The sequence below is a fragment of the Bacillus sp. MYb56 genome, from assembly GCF_002976445.1.
In the GTDB taxonomy this organism is placed as follows: Bacteria; Bacillota; Bacilli; order Bacillales; family Bacillaceae_G; genus Bacillus_A; species Bacillus_A mycoides.
In genome coordinates this window covers 262831-281646 of the sequence record NZ_PCOH01000003.1, presented here as the reverse complement: position 1 = coordinate 281646, position 18816 = coordinate 262831, and the positions used below count along the sequence as shown (strand labels likewise).

The following is an 18816-nucleotide window of genomic DNA, read 5'->3' as shown; positions in this document are numbered from 1 at the left end:
AGCTGAAAATCTAAAATCTATAAAACGAAGTGTAGGTAACAAGACTAGCCGATCTGTATGTTAAAATGTAATCAGTATTTCTTGATGAAATAATGGTTTTATCGAATGTATTTTGATGAAAATAAAAAATATTTAAATATTTAAGTATTTTACTTTTCTAAAAGCAATAAAAGGACTATAATAATAGTGAAAACGCTTGCAATACAAAATAGTTTGTATATATTTGTTAGCGTTTTCTATTGCATTCCAAATTTAACGGTGTATACTAGGCAATGAAGGTTTACTAAACAAGTGAAATTACAGGGGGTTTACTTACTATGGTAGCCGAAAAGGGAACTCAAACGAAAACACAACAACAAGGGGAACAACATTTTGAATTGTTAAATTCAACACAAATTGTAATTAATGAAGCATTAGAAAAATTGGGTTATCCAAACGAAGTATATGAATTATTGAAAGAACCAATTCGTATGATGACAGTGAAAATTCCAGTTCGTATGGATGACGGGACTGTTAAAATATTTACAGGATATCGTGCACAACATAATGATGCTGTTGGTCCAACGAAAGGTGGAATTCGCTTCCATCCAAACGTAACAGAAAATGAAGTGAAAGCACTTTCTATTTGGATGAGTTTAAAATGTGGTATTGTTGATTTACCATATGGTGGAGGTAAAGGTGGAATCATTTGTGACCCACGTGAGATGTCTTTCCGTGAATTAGAAAGATTAAGCCGCGGTTATGTACGAGCAATTAGCCAAATTGTTGGTCCGACAAAAGATATTCCGGCTCCAGATGTATTTACAAACTCACAAATTATGGCATGGATGATGGATGAGTATAGCCGTATCGATGAATTTAATTCACCAGGATTTATTACAGGTAAACCACTTGTATTAGGTGGATCACACGGACGTGAAACAGCGACTGCAAAAGGTGTAACAATTTGTATTCGTGAAGCTGCGAAAAAACGTGACATTGATATTAAAGGTGCACGCGTTGTTGTTCAAGGATTTGGTAATGCGGGTAGCTTCTTAGCTAAATTTATGCATGATGCAGGCGCGAAAGTAATTGCAATTTCAGATGCTTACGGTGCATTACATGATCCGAATGGATTAGATATTGACTACTTACTAGATCGTCGCGATAGCTTCGGTACTGTAACAAAACTATTTAATAATACAATTTCAAATACAGAACTGTTAGAACTTGATTGCGACATTTTAGTTCCTGCTGCAATTGAGAACCAAATTACAGAAGAAAATGCTGATAAGATTAAAGCGAAAATTGTGGTTGAAGCTGCAAATGGTCCAACTACATTAGAAGCAACAAAAATCTTAACAGATCGTGGTATCTTACTTGTTCCAGACGTATTAGCAAGTGCTGGTGGCGTTACGGTATCTTACTTTGAGTGGGTACAAAATAACCAAGGTTACTACTGGACTGAGGAAGAAGTAGAACAACGTTTAGAAAAAGTAATGGTAAAATCATTCGATTCAATTTATGAAACATCACAAGTTCGTAAAGTGAACATGCGCTTAGCTGCATACATGATTGGTGTTCGTAAAATGGCTGAGGCTAGTCGCTTCAGAGGTTGGGTATAATATATAATGTTTTGAGAAAACGTGATTTCCTTTCGAGGGAATCGCGTTTTTTTGTTGAAGTATTAAATGAGGTGCTGTATATGGGGAATGAAATAATGGAACGAGTAGACCAATTAGAAGAAAAGGTTAAGGTGTTAGAGGGTGAACTTGCAAGAGCTAAGAGAGCCCGAAAAACAAGTGTCGTTCGGGTGTTCGGCGAAGGATTATTGTTTTTAATATTTGGTGCAGTTGTAGTTGGACCAATTATCGCGTTTATATTCACAATTATTACTTGGTTTGGTGAAAAATAGAATAAAAATAAAAAAGAACGCTTGTTCTGCACGAACAAACGTGCTATACTTTCCTTAGATAAGCAAAACGGAAATGATTTTAAGGAGAGATAAATGATGAAAATGACAGTAGACCAAAGATTTATGATGCCAGCAGATGTTGTAGAACGAGTGGAAGTATTACGAAACAAACAAAGCAAGCGTGGCACATTATTACAATCGGTAAATAAATTTTTCGGTTTAGATACGAAAGAAGATTGTATTTGGTTTTACGGTTTTTACGGAGTGGCTGTAAGTATTGTATTATTTATGGTATTCACATCAAATATTTTCGATGTTCTCTTCGCATAAGAAATATGCCATAAGGACATTGCCACCGAATACATATATAAGGAAGTAAGGTAATTTTTTAGAGCGGGAGTTGGTAGTAATGGCGATGTTCCCTATAGAGCGTAACTATATTGGGTATGGAAATTCACGACCAGGAATTCCTCTTTCAAAAGTAAGATTTATTGTAAGTCATGACACGGGGAACCCTGGTAGCAATGCGATAGGAAATCGGGATTACTTTAATGAAATACAACCGAAAGCTTCAGCGCATACATTTATTGATGATAAAACAATATTAGAAATTGTCCCTATAAATGAAGTTGCGTACCATGTTCGATACAATGTGCCAACGGATAATGAGTTATTCGGTTATGATGCGAATAAGGCTGCAATTGGGGTTGAACTTTGCTATGGTGGCGACGTAAACTTTTGGGAGGCGTATACTCGTTTTACGTGGTATCACGCTTATTTATGTCAAAATTTCGGTTTAAATCCTAAAAAGGCTATTGTGTCACACAAAACGTTGGATCCTACTCGGAAAATCGATCCTGAGAATGTATTAGGGCAACAAGGAATTAAATTTCAGCAGTTTTTAGCAGATGTCTATCGGATGTATGTTTCGTTTAGATGACAAATATATGAAAAATGAATACAATAAAGATAGATGCCTACTGCTGTAAGTAGGTTTTTTCTTGTTTATATAAATAGAGCAGAGGTAGAAGACTAGGAGTGAACTAAGTATGCAAAAAGAAACAGTTATTATTATCGGAGGCGGTCCATGCGGATTAGCAGCGGCGATTTCGTTGCAAAAAGTGGGGTTAAATCCGTTAGTAATCGAAAAAGGAAACATTGTAAATGCAATTTATAATTATCCAACTCATCAAACATTTTTCTCCTCTAGTGAAAAATTAGAAATTGGTGAAGTTGCTTTTATTACAGAAAATCGTAAGCCATTTCGTAATCAGGCGCTTGCGTATTATCGTGAAGTAGTAAAGCGTAAATCTATACGTGTAAATGCATTTGAACGAGTGGAACAAGTTCAAAAAGATGGTGATGTTTTTAAAGTTGAAACGACGAAGCGTGACGGAAACAAAGAAATATATGTTGCGAAATACATTGTTGTCGCAACTGGATATTATGATAATCCGAATTATATGAATGTACCTGGTGAGAAACTTGAGAAAGTAGCTCATTATTTCAAAGAAGGACACCCTTATTTTGATCGAGATGTCGTTGTAATAGGTGGTAAAAATTCAAGTATAGATGCAGCGTTAGAGCTTGTTAAATCGGGTGCACGTGTAACAGTTCTATACCGTGGTGGGGAATACTCGCCAAGTATTAAGCCGTGGATTTTGCCGGAATTTGAGGCGTTAGTACGAAATGGGACAATTCAAATGCATTTCCATGCGCATGTAAAAGAAATTACTGAGCATACGTTGACGTATACAGTAGATGGTGAGGCAAATACAATTCAAAACGATTTTGTATTTGCTATGACGGGTTACCATCCAGACCACAGCTTCTTAACAAAAATGGGAGTTCGGATTGATGAAGAAACAGGGCGCCCGATTTATATAGAGGGTAGTATGGAAACAAACGCTGAAAATATTTTTATTGCAGGTGTAATTGCTGCGGGGAATAACGCAAATGAAATATTTATCGAGAACGGTAGATTCCATGGAGATGCGATTGCGCAAACCATTGCATCAAGAGAAGAATAAAAAGAAGCTGTCGAAATCTTCGACAGCTTCTTTTTTAATCGTGCATAAACATATGTTGGATTGTTTCGTGAGAGTTTGTGTTTTCTAGTGCGACTAGTAATTTAATTCGCGCCTTTTGAGCGTTTAAACCGTAGGTGAAAACAATGCCCATATCTTTTAATTGTTTTCCGCCACCTTCATAAGAGTATACGTCTTGAACGATACCGTTAAAGCAGCGTGAAACTAATACAATTGGAATGCCTTTTTCTATTAATCGCCCTAGACTAGGAAGTGTTCTTGGAGGTAAATTACCTTGTCCAAGTGCTTCAATAACAATTCCGTCTACTGGTAGTGTTTCGATTGCTGATAATAATGTATCATCCATACCTGCGTATGCTTTTAGAACGACAACGTTTTTAGAAATCTGTCGTACTGTGCATGTTTCGTGATGCACTAAAGCATGATGGAAAACAACACCACGTTTTGTTACCATGCCAATTGGTCCGTACTGTGGACTTTGGAATGTCGCGACATTACTTGTGTGCGTTTTTGTTACATTTGTAGCACAATGTATTTCGTCATTTAATACGACTAGAACGCCTTTTTCAGCAGCTTCATTACTACTAGCAACTTTTACAGCTGATAAGAAATTATATAGACCATCGGCACCTAATTCATTACTAGAACGCATTGCCCCTGTCACAACGATTGGGATAGTTGCTTGAACTGTTAAATCAAGAAAATAAGCTGTCTCTTCTAATGTATCGGTACCATGCGTGATGACTACGCCGTGAATATCGTCTTGTTTTACTCTTTCGTCAATGATGACTTGCAATTGTAGCATTTCGCTAGGAGTCATGTGAGGAGATGGAAGATGGAACACATCTTCGACAATTAAATCAACATCGCCTTCTAAATCAGGAATGAATTTTAAAAGAGGATTCTTTTTACCTGGTTGTACGACCCCAGTTTCTTTATCTTCCTCCATTGCAATTGTTCCACCTGTGTGTAAAACTAGGATTCTTTTCAATGCTTATACCCCTTTCAAGTTGAAAAATACATTTAGAACATAACATGTTTTGAGTAAATTCGACAATGAAAATGTATAAAAGTATGCTTAGAAAATGACAATAAAATAAATTACCTTAAGTGTGCTCCGGTAAGTGGTTATTAGGTTAGGTTTTGTTTATGGAAATTTATGAGAGTGGATGTGTAAGTGTAGAGAGGGAAGGAGTGAGTTTTTTTTGAAAAAAGTGGAGAAAATTATAATTCGTATATTACTGATTCAATTTATTTTTCTTTCTGTCGTCCAACTGCTTTTTATACATAAATCTTCAGTGAAATATTTATCGAAAATTGTTTATTACGAAGGTGTCGTCACGAAAAATAAGGCGGAAATCTTACAGGTGAATAAGTAGTTTTCATTTTCTTCTATGATGGATTATGCTACAATTATTGAGGATTTAATGACGTGAGGCAAATGAGAAGAAGCAGGGGGAAAATACCTGCTTTTCGTTTTGTTTTATAAGTGAAAAATGAGGTGTTACAATGGATAAACGAATTTCGATTGCTATAGATGGTCCAGCGGCTGCTGGGAAAAGTACAGTGGCAAAAGTTGTTGCAAAAAAACTTTCATATGTTTACATTGATACAGGCGCAATGTACCGTACTATTACATATGCAGCCCTTGAACAAAAAGTGGATATTGAAAATGAAGAAAAGTTAATGGAAGTTGTAAAAAATGTAAATATTGAATTTCAGCAAGGGGAAAATACACAACTTGTATTTTTAAATGGACAAGATGTTTCTGAAGTGATTCGTACGCCAGATGTGACGAATCGTGTATCTATTGTAGCAAAGCATCGTCTTGTTCGTGAAGAAATGGTACGTCGTCAACAAGGATTAGCTAAAAAAGGCGGCGTAGTAATGGATGGCCGTGATATTGGTACACATGTACTACCGGATGCTGAAGTGAAAATCTTTATGCTTGCTTCTGTAGAAGAAAGAGCGGAAAGAAGACATTTAGAAAATATGAATAAAGGTTTCAATTCTAATTTAGAGCAGTTAAGAGAAGAAATTGCTAGGCGTGATAAATTAGATTCAGAACGCGAAGTTTCTCCTTTGAAAAAAGCTGATGATGCATTGGAATTAGATACAACTTCTTTATCAATTGAAGAAGTTGTCCAAAAAATTATGGGTATTGTTTCAGGAGTATTTGCGAAATAAAGAAAGAGGACTATCCTCTTTCTTTTTTTTTTGAAATGTAAAGGATAAGTGAATTATAAGTCTCTTTTCTTGACAAATGGGCTAATTTGTAAGAAGTTAGTTACAGAGGAAAAAAACTGTCAGAATATATTCGCTATTATATTTCAAATCATACTTTCTTCAAGATGATTTTGCTGTATACTATTTATATAGATTTAATATAGTTTCTTGTGAACTGTATTGAAACAGAATATGTGATGATAAATTCTTAAACATGCAAATGAAAACATTTGTTTTCATTTCGTATATACATAAAAATGCTTTGTCAATTCTGTAGGGAGGTATTTCCATGGTAGAGAAAATGAATGAAGAAGTTATGAATTCAAAAGAATTACAAGTTGGTGACGTTGTTACAGGTTCTGTAACGAAAGTTGAAGAGAAACAAGTTCTTGTAAATGTTGGATACAAAACAGATGGCGTAATTCCGATTAGTGAATTAGCTAACGTTCATATTGAAAAAGCAAGCGATGTTGTAGAATTAGATCAAACACTTGAATTGAAAATTATTAAATTAGAAGATGATGATCTTGTTTTATCTAAGAGAGCTGTTGACGCAGAAAAAGCGTGGGTAGAATTACAAGAAAAATTTAATTCTGGTCATGTATTTGATGTTACTGTAAAAGATATCGTGAATGGTGGGTTAGTTGTGGACCTTGGTGTTCGTGGTTTTATCCCAGCTTCACTTGTAGAAGTACATTATGTAGAAGACTTTGCTGACTATAAAGGAAAAACATTAGCGGTGAAAATTGTTGAATTAGATCGTGAAAAAAATCGTGTTATTCTTTCACATAAAGCGGTAGTAGAACTAGAACTAGATTCTAAGAAAAAAGAAGCAATCTCTTCGTTAAAAGAAGGGGACATTGTTGAAGGAACAGTACAACGATTAACGGATTTTGGTGCTTTCGTTAACGTTGGTGGTGTGGACGGTTTAGTTCACATTTCACAAATTTCACACGAACGTGTAGAGCAACCTTCTGAGGTATTAGAGCAAGGTCAAAAGGTAAAGGTAAAAGTGTTATCTGTTGATGCTGATACGCAACGTATTTCTTTATCAATTAAAGCAGCTCAGCCAGGACCTTGGGAAAATGTTGCTGGCGAAATAAAAGCTGGAGATATTCGTGAGGGAGTAGTAAAACGCCTTGTTACATTCGGTGCGTTTGTTGAAATTTTACCCGGTGTTGAAGGGCTTGTACATGTATCTCAAATTGCAAATCGTCACGTGAAAAATCCAAATGAAGTATTGGAAATGGGACAAGAAGTAAAAGTGAAAGTACTTGAAGTCCATGTAGCAGAAAAACGTATTTCTTTAAGCATAAAAGAAACGCTTGAAGAAAATAATGTAACAGAAGATTATAGCCAATATGAGCCAAATACTGATTCGGCTACTTTCCAGTTAAGTGATATTATTGGTGAACAACTGAAAAAATTAAAGAAATAAAGAGGGGTACAAGTGGTAAGGGCAAAACGTAAATTAGATCATATTGAATATGCTCTTTCTACTGGTCAGTCTCGTACGCATGGCTTTCATGATATTGATTTTGTGCATCAAAGCTTGCCAAATTCAAGTTATGACACTATAACATGTGAAACAAAAATCGGCGAACTTTCACTAAGTTCGCCGATTTTTATCAATGCGATGACTGGTGGTGGAGGAGAGCAAACATTACATATTAATGAGCAATTAGCATATGTAGCGAAACATCATAACCTTGCTATGGCTGTAGGTTCGCAAATGGCAGCTTTAAAAGATGAAAGTGAAGCGGCTTCGTATAAAGTTGTTAGGAAAGTAAATCCGAATGGGATTTTTTTCGCAAACTTAGGAAGTGAGGCAACTGTCGAACAGGCAGAGCGTGCCGTTGATATGATTGAGGCGAATGCACTGCAAATTCATTTAAATGTCATACAGGAGTTAACGATGCCAGAAGGAGACCGTGATTTTACTGGTGTACTTCAGCGGATTGAGAAGATAGTTTTAAAAAGTAAAGTACCTGTCATCGTAAAAGAAGTCGGTTTTGGAATGAGTAAGGAAACAGTACAACAGTTAGCGAATATAGGTATAACAGCAATTGATATTGGCGGACAAGGTGGTACGAATTTTGCTGCTGTTGAAAATGAAAGAAGACAGCGAATGCTTTCTTATTTTAATAACTGGGGCATACAAACAGCTACCTCGATTATTGAAGCAACCTCTACAAATAATAACCTCTCTTTTATTGCATCTGGGGGTATACAAACAGCACTTGACGTGGCGAAGGCAATCGCATTAGGGGCTAATACAACTGCGTTTGCTGGATACTTTTTACGTATTTTAATGCAAGATGGTGTTGAGAATTTAGTGGATGAAATTGATCTTTTACATACAGATTTAAAATTTATTATGACAGCTCTTGGCGTGAAGACGATAGAAGAGTTACAATCTGTACCTCTTGTTGTAAAAGGTGAAACGTACCATTGGTTAGCGCAGCGAGGGATTGACACTGCACATTATAGTAGGCGATAAAAAATCAACCATCCGGTTGATTTTTTTGCGTTTTATTTTCGTAAAATGAAGAGGGAAGGCGAGAAGTTATCATTCTATATAATTCTATAAATGGAAAAAAAAGAGAGTTTACATTATGATAAAATTATATATAAATATCATACAGAAAAGCTAAAATTGAAAAAAAAGGGGTTATAAAAATGAAGAAATGTAGAAAATATGTTGCTGAATTATTGGAGGATTCTCACTTTTGCCATGTTTGTGGAGAGAAACATGGCAAAAGTAAGAAAGTATTCCTCTCTATATAGCTGGTTAGCGATAAAACAAGATAAGAGATTGCTATTTAAGAGTCAAAAGAAACAAGGGAAAATTTACGATAATTTTGGGGATGAGGATGTTAATAAAAAAGGAGATAATGTATCTTCAAATAGTAAAAATTCAATAGGACGCATTACATATAATAGTGAATATTTTAACATCCATGCACGAAATATAAGAGAAGATACAGCGGTTTCTGGATATAATAAAAAGGTTGAAATTTCATTAACTTCAAATGTAAGAGAAGGAGATTCTAGTTCAACAACAGCGCAATCAGCAATTAAAACGGCGAATATTGCAATCGCAGTCGGGAATAAATTGTATAGGAATCCAACGGTGAATGCAGGAAGTGGAATAGAAGCACTAATTTTGCCAAGGGAATTAGGAGAAGACAAAAATCCATCGGAAGATTCGTATGTAATTTATTATTTTAATATACCAAATGAAGCGAGTTTAAGTAATGCTGAAGTAGTATTACTTTCTGATCAAGGAAATACCATTGTGAGTAGGGAAATTAAAGGAGAAAAAGAAGATATTGTAGGTGCGAAAAAAGAGGTTGAGCGAAAGTTAAATGAGATAGGAGAGATGGATTATGTACGTGTAGAGGTAAAGAGTAAAGATCCTTCTCTACATACGTATTATGTTATTACATATTCTAAAAAACCAACAGGTGTAGTTACGAGTGATGCCTCGTTGAGTGATAGGGTTTATAATGCGAAAACAAAAGAATTATATTACGAGTAGAAATAAATAAAATAATTGTGTAAAAAGACGGTTTCGTACAATATCGAAACCGTCTTTTTGTATTGCCTATTTGAGGGCAGCTTGATTGGTGTGGGCTAATAATCCCCACTGAAGTTTCACTTTATTTAATGCTGATTCTGCTTTCGAGCTTGCTCCGGTGTATCAAGACTTGTTGCACCGGGATATTGAAGTGATTGGTCGCGATCAGATTCAACGCGGCGTGATTCTCTTAGCTTTCGTTCTTGGCGATCTTTACCCATTGTGAGTTACACCTCCTTATTAAAAGTTTTGCTGTTATGAGAAAAACTATGCACAAAGAAAAGGAGGATTAACTTTCATAAAAAGTTCCCATAATGGAAATCATAGGAGGTGAGATGATGGATGGGAGTACTTTTTATTTTGTTGCTTGGATAGGGTGGATTGTCGTGACCTTTTTTATGAAAAAGGAATCTATTCGTTGGAAGATAAGTGCTTGTATATTAATTTTTATTATTTGTTCTCCGTTAAATGTGACGATTGCTTCTTTCACAATATCGGTAAATGCCCTTTTGCTTTGTATTATTTCTTTTGTAGGTATCGCGTTATATTCTATTTGGAAAAAATTATATACCTTACTTTCGGCACTTATTATTGCAATGTTATATACAAGCTTTCATTTGTTAGAAGTATATGATCCAATTTGGATTGTGGTTGATAGGTTGTTGCTGTTAAGTGGTGCACTTGTGTATGCATCGGTTTTATTGCACGGGGATCGCATATTACGATTATGCTCCTTATATATAGGGATGTTACAAGGAGAATTATTGGTGACGCTGATTTTTCGTAAATTACATTTTCCTTATGAATACGGCAGTTTAGCTTTTTTAGATGTTGCTGCTGTTTCCACTTTATTTATGGCGATTTTACTTTGGATTACAAAGGCATCGGTATATATGGAGCAATTTAAGAGGAAAACACGTAAAAGAAAGGCGAGGGTAATACATGACTGAATATACACCAGCTATTTTATGTGGCGTAATTGCAGGTACAATAACTAGGTTGTTAATGCTTCGTACCGATACGAGGCAATATCCGACGAGGCTTCACGGGAAAATTATTCATATCGCGATGGGATTAATTGCGGCTGCCTTAGGAGCAATTGCGATTCCGTCTGTTTTGAAAAAAGATTTCTCTGCAATTACATTTCTTACGTTAGCAGCGACGCAATTTCGTGATGTGCGCAATATGGAAAGAAATACGCTTCAACAATTAGATGGATATGAGCTCGTACCACGTGGTAATACATACATTGAAGGAATTGCATTAGTATTTGAAAGTCGTAACTACTTGGCGATGTTAACGTCGTTTGTAACAACGTTTGCGTATATAGGATTCGATTCATGGATTGCCGGGGTAATTACTGGTATAGTAAGTTTTTTCATTGCGAAAAAATTAATGTCAGGTAAAAGACTTCATGACCTTGTAGAAATAGAGCACGTTCCACTTCGTTTTGAAGGAGCGGGACTTTATATTGATAATATTTACATTATGAATATTGGATTGCCAGCAAGGCAAGAAGAAATTATGAAATATGGAATGGGATTTATTTTAAAACCGAAATCGATAGATGCGATGGTTACAATCTCAAACTTAGGACAACGGCAAGCTATTTTACATGATGTTTCGGTTGCTTTAGGAATATATAGAGATTCTGGAACGCCGGCACTTGTACCGTTAGCGAAGCGTGATTTAGAGGATGGGAGAGTTGGGATTTTTGTTCTGCCGCAAGATCAAGATGCAGAAAAAGCGATAGGGGTAATCGGAAATGTACCAACATTAGAGAGTGCTGTTCATATGTCATCAGAAGCTCCGAAAGGAAGGGGAGATAAGAGATGATGTTAGAAAGTGTTATTCTCGCAGTCATTACAACAACGCCAGAGAAATTTGCAGGTGGTGCCCCTTTATTTATTTGCGAGTCGACAGAGGAACTGGAATTTGTTGCAAATAATTTAGAGGCTATTTTAGATGGTATTGCACATCGCTTACAAGATAATGTATATATTATTGTGAAACATTAGTAACGTGTGGTATAATGTGAGGTGTTTTGATACGTTGAGAAATATTCTGGAATGCAAATCCCTTCTTGCACAAAGAAGGGTTTTTTACATAATAAACAGAAGCAAGTTGAAAGGATGAAAGTATATGCCGAAACCAGTAATAGCGATAGTAGGCCGCCCGAACGTAGGGAAATCTACTATTTTCAATAGAATTGTTGGAGAAAGAGTTTCAATCGTAGAAGATATACCAGGTATAACGCGAGACCGTATTTATAGTGCGGGAGAATGGTTAAATCATGAGTTTAACATTATTGATACAGGTGGAATTGATATTGGAGACGAGCCGTTCTTGACACAAATTCGTCAACAGGCGGAAGTAGCGATTGATGAAGCAGATGTTATCATTTTTATGACGAATGGTCGCGATGGTGTAACTGCAGCAGATGAAGAAGTTGCTAAAATTTTATACCGTTCTAAAAAACCAATTGTACTTGCGGTAAATAAGGTTGATAATCCAGACATGCGTAGTGATATTTATGATTTTTATGCATTAGGATTTGGCGAGCCATTCCCGATTTCAGGTACACACGGTTTAGGACTTGGTGATTTGTTAGATGAAGCTGCAAATCATTTTCCAAAGATTGAAGAAGAAGCGTATGACGATGAAACAATCCGTTTCTCTTTAATTGGACGTCCAAACGTAGGGAAATCATCACTTGTAAATGCACTTCTTGGTCAAGAACGTGTAATTGTAAGTAATATAGCGGGAACGACACGTGATGCTGTTGATACACCATATAGTAAAGATGATCAAGATTATGTAATCATCGATACAGCTGGTATGCGTAAAAAAGGGAAAGTATACGAAAGTACAGAAAAGTATAGTGTACTTCGTGCACTTAGAGCGATTGAACGTTCTGACGTTGTTTTAGTCGTTTTAGACGGAGAAGAAGGAATTATTGAGCAAGATAAAAAAATCGCTGGATATGCTCATGATTCAGGACGAGCTGTTATTATCGTTGTAAACAAATGGGATGCAGTGAAAAAAGATGAAAAAACAATGAAAGCATTTGAAGAAAACATCCGTGCTCATTTCCAATTTTTAGAGTATGCACCGATTGTATTCTTATCTGCGAAAACGAAAAAGCGTACACAAACGTTATTACCGGTTATCAATGAGGTAAATGAAAGCCATAGCATCCGTGTACAAACGAATGTATTAAATGATGTAATTATGGATGCGGTAGCGATGAATCCAACGCCGACACATAATGGTAGCCGTCTGAAAATCTTCTATGCGACACAAGTTGCGGTAAAACCACCAACATTTGTTATATTTGTAAACGATACAGAATTAATGCACTTTTCATATGAGCGCTTCTTAAAGAACCGTTTACGTGAAGCGTTCGGTTTTGTAGGAACGCCGATTCACATTATCGCTAGAGCAAGAGACTAATGGAGAGGATGTGATTTTATGACAAAAATCACAGTAATAGGAGCAGGTAGCTGGGGAACAGCGTTAGCGATGGTATTAGCTGACAATGGGCATGATGTACGTATTTGGGGAAACCGTCCTGAACTCATGAATGAAATTAATACGAAGCGTGAGAACAGTAGATATCTTCCAGGGATTACATTGCCAAGCACAATCGTAGCCTACTCTTCTTTAGAAGAAGCATTAGTAGATGTAAATACAGTACTGCTAGTAGTACCGACGAAAGCGTACCGAGACGTATTGCAAGAGATGAAAGAAATTGTTACAGAGCCAATTACTTGGATTCATGCAAGTAAAGGAATCGAACCAGGTACGTCAAAACGTATTTCGGAAGTGATTGAGGAAGAAATTCCAGAGAGCTTGATTAAGGATGTTGTTGTACTATCTGGGCCGAGTCACGCTGAAGAAGTTGGATTGCGTCAAGCGACAACTGTTACGTCTGCAGCAAAGCGTATGGAAGCGGCTGAGGGAGTACAAGATTTGTTTATGAATAGCTATTTCCGTGTATATACAAACCCAGATATCGTTGGAGTTGAACTTGGTGGTGCTTTAAAAAATATTATTGCACTAGCTGCGGGGATATCTGACGGGCTTGGATTAGGTGATAATGCGAAAGCGGCATTAATGACACGTGGTTTAACAGAGATTGCTCGTTTAGGAAGAAAAATGGGCGGAAATCCGTTAACGTTTGCTGGTCTAACTGGTATGGGAGACTTAATTGTAACTTGTACAAGTGTGCATAGCCGAAATTGGCGCGCTGGAAATATGCTTGGAAAAGGGCACTCTTTAGAAGAAGTGCTAGAAAGTATGGGTATGGTTGTAGAAGGTGTAAGAACAACGAAAGCTGCTCATGAATTGGCAGAGAAAATGGAAGTTGAAATGCCGATTACAGCTGCTTTATATGACGTGCTGTTCAATGGGAATAATGTGAAAGATGCAGTAGGCTCATTGATGGGACGTGTTCGAAAACATGAAGTTGAAGCGATACCTGATTTGTTATAAAGAAAACGGTAGAAGTACATTTCGTACTTCTACCGTTTTTTATTTTTTATGGGTCTTTTCACCAATTTTTCATCTCTGCATAGGATGAAGAGTAACTTGAGGAGAGGGTGAAAAGAATGGATAACAACATTTTTAATAACATTGAAAAAGAAGCGAAAGTGAACAAAGAAGATATTTTTAAATTAGCGTCGTCTGTTCAAAATGCGAACTTACGTGATGAGACAGTGCTTCGCCAATTGATTCATCAAGTTGCTCTAATGGCAGGACGCGAAGTGCCGAAAGAGCAAGAGGATCAAATTGTAAAAGCGATTATTAACAATAATATGCCGGCGGATTTTGGTTCGTTAAGTAAAATGTTTAAAAAATAAATTATGAGAAACAAAGAGTTTAGAGAATGCATATGATAGTTATGAAAGAATGGGAATAGAGCTGTTAAGGGCATATTTGGTCAACCGAAGCGCATCATTTCGTGCTTCGGTTTTATTATTTTAAATAAAAATCATCAATTCACGGAAAAATGATGATTTTTATTTGTTTAAAGATTTTAATTTGTTAAAATAGTATAAAAATAGATTGAAAGTAAAGGGGTGTATATATGTCGGAAGGGCTTATGAAAATGTGGTTTGCTTTAGGGGCAATTGGATTTATGTTTCTTGCAGTAAGTTTTATTTTATTGAGTAGGCATAAAATGAAGAATAAATTTTTGAAAGGGATTACAGCTTTAGTAGCGTACACCCTCATGATTGTATCGGGAATTGTTATTTTCCTTGTTGTATTTAGTGGCCCTATTGAGCAATAAAGGATGTGTAGTCGGTAAATGTTACAAAAGCAACAGTCCATACTAGCATGAAAAGGTGATTGTCAGTGAAAAAAATCCATATTATTTTAATATTTTGTTGCATGAGCATTTTAACAGGGTGTATGTATCCAAGAGAAAATATGAAACAAAGTGCTATTCCTTATGAAGACCAGTTGCAAGTTGTACAAAAAGCCATTAATACATATAAGGAGCAAACGGATGGTTTATTACCAATTAAGACGCGTGATATGAGTACGCCGATTTATCAGAAGTATCCAATTGATTTTCAAAAAATTGCTCCAAGGTACATACAAGAGGCACCAGGGAATGCGTATGAAAGTGGTGGAGTATATCAATATGTATTAATAGATGTTGAAAAAAATCCGACAGTAAAGTTAATTGATGTGAGAATGGCGGAACAAATTCAAGAAGTGGCATTGAAGCTAAGAATGTATCGTGATGAACATCAATATCCACCTTTTAAAAAAGTGATCACAGATGGTGTTTATGAATTAGACTTCAAAAAACTAGGATATAAAGATGTACCACAAGTGACAAGTCCGTACTCAGGAAAAGGTCTCCCTCTTGTAATTAATGAAAAAGGAGAATTGTTTGTTGATTATAGAATCGACTTATATGAAGCGTTGAAAAAAAATGAAGGACAATTTAAAGAAGGTGAAGATATCCGGAGTATACTATCGAAGGATTCCCCGTTTGTTCCTGCATATTCTTTGCCGTACACAGTAAAAAATGGAGAACCAATTTTTTTGAAATCATAAGTCATGAACCTTTCTTTTAGTGAATAAGTTCTAGAAGAAAGGTTTTTTATGTTATACAACTTGCGATGCAAACAAAAGGTATTTTTAAATAGTCATATGAAATTGGACAAAATTATATGATATATTGTCCGAACTTCTAGAATACCATTATATTATATCAGATATTATAGGCAACATTAGAGAAGGTATTAGTTGACTATAAACGTGGAATTATTCCCAAAAATATTGAGGGAGGGAATCACTTGGAAAAGGTAGATATTTTTAAAGATATTGCGGAACGCACAGGCGGTGATATTTATTTTGGAGTTGTAGGAGCTGTTCGAACAGGGAAATCAACATTTATTAAAAAATTTATGGAACTTGTTGTTATTCCCAATATTGAAAATGAGTCAGACCGTCAAAGAGCGCAGGATGAACTGCCTCAAAGTGCTGCTGGTCGTACAATAATGACGACGGAACCGAAGTTTGTTCCAAACCAAGCGGTTTCTATCGAAGTAGATGAAGGTCTTGAAGTGAATATTCGATTAGTAGATTGTGTTGGATATACGGTTCCAGGAGCAAAAGGCTATGAAGATGAGAATGGTCCGCGCATGATTAATACTCCTTGGTATGAAGAGCCTATTCCATTCCATGAAGCTGCAGAAATCGGAACACGTAAAGTAATTCAAGAGCATTCAACAATTGGCGTCGTTATTACAACAGATGGAACAATTGGTGAAATTCCAAGAAGAGATTATATAGAGGCAGAAGAACGCGTTGTAAATGAGTTAAAAGAAGTAGGAAAGCCTTTCATTATGATTATCAATACTGTACAGCCATACCATCCAGATACGGAGCAGTTACGTCAAAGTTTATCAGAAGAATATGATATCCCAGTAATTGCGATGAGTGTAGAGAGTTTAAGAGAAACAGATGTGTATAACGTACTGCGAGAAGCATTATTCGAGTTCCCGGTTTTAGAAGTGAATGTAAACCTTCCGAGCTGGGTAATGGTGCTAAATGAAGGGCATTGGTTACGTCAAAGTTATCAGGAAGCGGTTCAAGAGACTGTAAAGGATATAAAACGTCTTCGTGATGTGGACCGTGTCGTTTGGCAGTTTAGTCAATATGAATTTATTGATCGAGCAAGTCTAGCTGGCATCGATATGGGGCAAGGTGTGGCAGAGATTGATTTATATGCGCCAGATGAATTGTATGATCAAATTTTAAAAGAAGTAGTAGGAGTAGAGATTCGAGGGAAAGATCATTTATTAAAGCTTATGCTCGATTTATCTCATGCGAAAACAGAGTATGACCAAGTGGCGGATGCCCTGCGGATGGTAAAACAAACCGGATATGGAGTAGCAGCGCCTGCATTAGCTGATATGAGCTTAGATGAACCGGAAATTATTCGTCATGGCTCAAGGTTCGGTGTTAAATTAAAAGCGGTTGCGCCGTCTATTCATATGATTAAAGTGGATGTAGAATCAACATTTGAACCAATTATCGGTACTGAAAAACAAAGTGAAGAACTAGTTCGTTACTTGATGCAAGATTTTGAAGATGACCCGCTATCAATTTGGAATTCTGATATATTTGGGCGCTCTCTTAGCTCTATTGTTAGAGAAGGAATTCAAGCGAAGTTATCTCTAATGCCAGAAAACGCTCGTTATAAATTAAAAGAAACGCTAGAAAGAATTATTAATGAAGGATCTGGCGGATTAATTGCGATTATATTATAAGAAAAAAATCCCTCTAATTGCAGAGGGATTTTTTTCTTTTTGAGTACGTAATAGAAAAATAAACAGTCATTATCTAATATTTTGTTGTAAATTGTCAAGTTTCATCAGAATTTCACATTTTTAGAGTAACAATTTCCTTAAAAATATTGAATTATAAAGGAGAATCGTATAATATAGGCGTTGATAATGATTTATCTACATCTTTGTAGTATAGAATTTGTAAAAATTGCCTACAAATGAAAGTAAGACTCATTTTATGATCATTATACAGTCTTATCTTTGGGAGGAGGTGAATGGCATGAACAAGACAGATTTAATCAATGCTGTTGCAGAAGCAAGTTCCCTTTCTAAAAAGGACGCAACAAAAGCAGTGGACGCTGTTTTTGATTCTATCTTAGAAGCTTTAAAACAAGGTGATAAAGTACAACTAATCGGATTCGGTAACTTCGAAGTTCGTGAGCGTGCGGCTCGTAAAGGTCGTAACCCACAAACAGGTGAGGAGATTGAAATCGCTGCAAGTAAAGTACCTGCATTCAAACCTGGTAAAGCGTTAAAAGATGCGGTTAAATAATCCTTACATATTAACAGGGAAGAAGAGTTTCCTTTTTGGAAACTCTTCTTTTTGCTTTTAAAAACATAAATATGCTAGAATGTGTTCGTATCACTTTTAGGTTTTTCGGGAGGGCTAGCGGATGGCAAAAGTTAATTTAGAACAAATTGAACATGCAGTACGTCTTATTTTAGAGGCAATCGGAGATGACCCAAATCGCGAGGGAGTACTTGATACACCGAAACGTGTTGCGAAAATGTACGCAGAAGTATTCTCAGGAATGCATGAGGATCCGAAAGAGCATTTACACAAAGTATTCGGAGAAGACCACGAAGAGCTTGTGCTAGTAAAAGATATACCATTCTATTCGATGTGTGAGCATCATCTTGTTCCGTTTTATGGAGTTGCTCACGTTGCATATATTCCGCAAGGTGGAAAAGTAACGGGACTAAGTAAATTAGCTCGTACTGTAGACACAATTGCGCGTCGTCCGCAACTACAAGAACGTATTACATCAACAGTAGCTAACTCTATTATGGAAGTACTAGAGCCGCATGGTGTAATGGTAGTAGTAGAAGCAGAGCATATGTGTATGACGATGCGTGGTGTGAAAAAGCCTGGTGCGAAAACAGTAACGACTGCAGTGCGCGGCGTGTTAGAAAATGATGCAGCAGCACGTAGTGAAATTTTATCGTTTATTAAGACGAATTAAAGAAGAGCGGGAA

Annotated in this window: 23 protein-coding genes; 21 read left to right on the top strand and 2 right to left on the bottom strand. The window is 36.3% G+C overall.

Annotated elements, in window-relative coordinates; genetic code table 11:
- The first annotated feature begins 317 nt into the window (after window positions 1-317).
- From gudB to CQ058_RS06225, 5 genes are all read left to right on the top strand, one after another.
- On the top strand, window positions 318-1604 hold the full coding sequence (gudB, locus tag CQ058_RS06245; RefSeq protein ID WP_000225168.1) for an NAD-specific glutamate dehydrogenase: 1287 nt from the start codon (window positions 318-320) through the stop codon (window positions 1602-1604).
- Between the two features lie 80 nt (window positions 1605-1684).
- Window positions 1685-1894 (top strand): hypothetical protein, encoded by a 210-nt coding sequence (locus tag CQ058_RS06240; RefSeq protein WP_002126403.1) that lies wholly within the window; start codon window positions 1685-1687, stop codon window positions 1892-1894.
- Between the two features lie 93 nt (window positions 1895-1987).
- Complete coding sequence (locus CQ058_RS06235; RefSeq protein WP_002011789.1) at window positions 1988-2224, top strand: DUF3961 domain-containing protein; 237 nt, start codon at window positions 1988-1990, stop codon at window positions 2222-2224.
- A 79-nt stretch (window positions 2225-2303) separates the two neighbouring features.
- Window positions 2304-2834, top strand: a complete 531-nt coding sequence (locus CQ058_RS06230; RefSeq protein WP_002011791.1) for a peptidoglycan recognition protein family protein — start codon at window positions 2304-2306, stop codon at window positions 2832-2834.
- Window positions 2835-2943: 109 nt separating this feature from the next.
- Window positions 2944-3924 (top strand): YpdA family putative bacillithiol disulfide reductase, encoded by a 981-nt coding sequence (locus tag CQ058_RS06225; RefSeq protein WP_002030753.1) that lies wholly within the window; start codon window positions 2944-2946, stop codon window positions 3922-3924.
- Between the two features lie 34 nt (window positions 3925-3958).
- On the opposite strand, the gene ansA is transcribed toward CQ058_RS06225, so the two are convergent.
- Complete coding sequence (gene ansA / locus CQ058_RS06220; protein WP_002030754.1) at window positions 3959-4933, bottom strand: asparaginase; 975 nt, start codon at window positions 4931-4933, stop codon at window positions 3959-3961.
- Between the two features lie 214 nt (window positions 4934-5147).
- Between ansA and CQ058_RS31725 the strand changes: the two genes are divergently transcribed.
- From CQ058_RS31725 to CQ058_RS06195, 5 genes are all read left to right on the top strand, one after another.
- On the top strand, window positions 5148-5321 hold the full coding sequence (locus CQ058_RS31725) for a DUF5359 family protein (RefSeq protein ID WP_002135263.1): 174 nt from the start codon (window positions 5148-5150) through the stop codon (window positions 5319-5321).
- Between the two features lie 130 nt (window positions 5322-5451).
- Entirely contained in the window at window positions 5452-6129 is a 678-nt protein-coding gene (cmk, locus tag CQ058_RS06215) for a (d)CMP kinase (RefSeq protein ID WP_002193204.1), read from the top strand.
- A 328-nt stretch (window positions 6130-6457) separates the two neighbouring features.
- The gene (gene rpsA, locus CQ058_RS06210) at window positions 6458-7606 is read left to right on the top strand and encodes a 30S ribosomal protein S1 (RefSeq protein WP_002193203.1); all 1149 of its coding nucleotides are present in this window, start codon (window positions 6458-6460) and stop codon (window positions 7604-7606) included.
- Between the two features lie 12 nt (window positions 7607-7618).
- On the top strand, window positions 7619-8668 hold the full coding sequence (locus CQ058_RS06205) for a type 2 isopentenyl-diphosphate Delta-isomerase (protein ID WP_002011801.1): 1050 nt from the start codon (window positions 7619-7621) through the stop codon (window positions 8666-8668).
- A 252-nt stretch (window positions 8669-8920) separates the two neighbouring features.
- Window positions 8921-9709 carry a hypothetical protein gene (locus CQ058_RS06195; protein ID WP_002193202.1) on the top strand — a complete coding sequence of 263 codons (789 nt, stop codon included), beginning with the start codon at window positions 8921-8923 and terminating at the stop codon, window positions 9707-9709.
- Window positions 9710-9834: 125 nt separating this feature from the next.
- On the opposite strand, the gene CQ058_RS06190 is transcribed toward CQ058_RS06195, so the two are convergent.
- Entirely contained in the window at window positions 9835-9969 is a 135-nt protein-coding gene (locus tag CQ058_RS06190; RefSeq protein WP_000513901.1) for a YpzI family protein, read from the bottom strand.
- A 117-nt stretch (window positions 9970-10086) separates the two neighbouring features.
- Between CQ058_RS06190 and CQ058_RS06185 the strand changes: the two genes are divergently transcribed.
- From CQ058_RS06185 to folE, 11 genes are all read left to right on the top strand, one after another.
- Entirely contained in the window at window positions 10087-10698 is a 612-nt protein-coding gene (locus CQ058_RS06185) for a YphA family membrane protein (RefSeq protein ID WP_002086626.1), read from the top strand.
- Window positions 10691-11584: a YIEGIA family protein gene (locus CQ058_RS06180; RefSeq protein ID WP_002086625.1), complete on the top strand. Its 894-nt coding sequence runs from the start codon at window positions 10691-10693 to the stop codon at window positions 11582-11584. Before CQ058_RS06185 ends, CQ058_RS06180 begins: the two co-directional genes overlap by 8 nt.
- A complete protein-coding gene (locus CQ058_RS06175; RefSeq protein ID WP_002086624.1) occupies window positions 11581-11766 on the top strand; it encodes a capping complex subunit for YIEGIA in 186 nt (61 codons plus the stop codon). The genes CQ058_RS06180 and CQ058_RS06175 overlap by 4 nt, the downstream gene beginning before the upstream one ends.
- Before the next feature lie 124 nt (window positions 11767-11890).
- Complete coding sequence (gene der / locus CQ058_RS06170) at window positions 11891-13201, top strand: ribosome biogenesis GTPase Der (protein ID WP_002011811.1); 1311 nt, start codon at window positions 11891-11893, stop codon at window positions 13199-13201.
- Between the two features lie 18 nt (window positions 13202-13219).
- Window positions 13220-14242 (top strand): NAD(P)H-dependent glycerol-3-phosphate dehydrogenase, encoded by a 1023-nt coding sequence (locus tag CQ058_RS06165; RefSeq protein WP_002011813.1) that lies wholly within the window; start codon window positions 13220-13222, stop codon window positions 14240-14242.
- 116 nt (window positions 14243-14358) lie between these two features.
- On the top strand, window positions 14359-14610 hold the full coding sequence (locus CQ058_RS06160) for a stage VI sporulation protein F (RefSeq protein ID WP_000369753.1): 252 nt from the start codon (window positions 14359-14361) through the stop codon (window positions 14608-14610).
- Between the two features lie 227 nt (window positions 14611-14837).
- Complete coding sequence (locus tag CQ058_RS06155) at window positions 14838-15041, top strand: DUF2768 domain-containing protein (protein WP_002011815.1); 204 nt, start codon at window positions 14838-14840, stop codon at window positions 15039-15041.
- Between the two features lie 65 nt (window positions 15042-15106).
- Window positions 15107-15820, top strand: a complete 714-nt coding sequence (locus CQ058_RS06150; protein ID WP_002126422.1) for a hypothetical protein — start codon at window positions 15107-15109, stop codon at window positions 15818-15820.
- Window positions 15821-16062: 242 nt separating this feature from the next.
- The gene (gene spoIVA, locus CQ058_RS06145; protein ID WP_000416521.1) at window positions 16063-17541 is read left to right on the top strand and encodes a stage IV sporulation protein A; all 1479 of its coding nucleotides are present in this window, start codon (window positions 16063-16065) and stop codon (window positions 17539-17541) included.
- Between the two features lie 298 nt (window positions 17542-17839).
- Window positions 17840-18112: an HU family DNA-binding protein gene (locus CQ058_RS06140; protein WP_001043860.1), complete on the top strand. Its 273-nt coding sequence runs from the start codon at window positions 17840-17842 to the stop codon at window positions 18110-18112.
- A gap of 121 nt (window positions 18113-18233) precedes the next feature.
- On the top strand, window positions 18234-18803 hold the full coding sequence (gene folE, locus CQ058_RS06135; protein ID WP_002011819.1) for a GTP cyclohydrolase I FolE: 570 nt from the start codon (window positions 18234-18236) through the stop codon (window positions 18801-18803).
- Window positions 18804-18816: the final 13 nt, after the last annotated feature.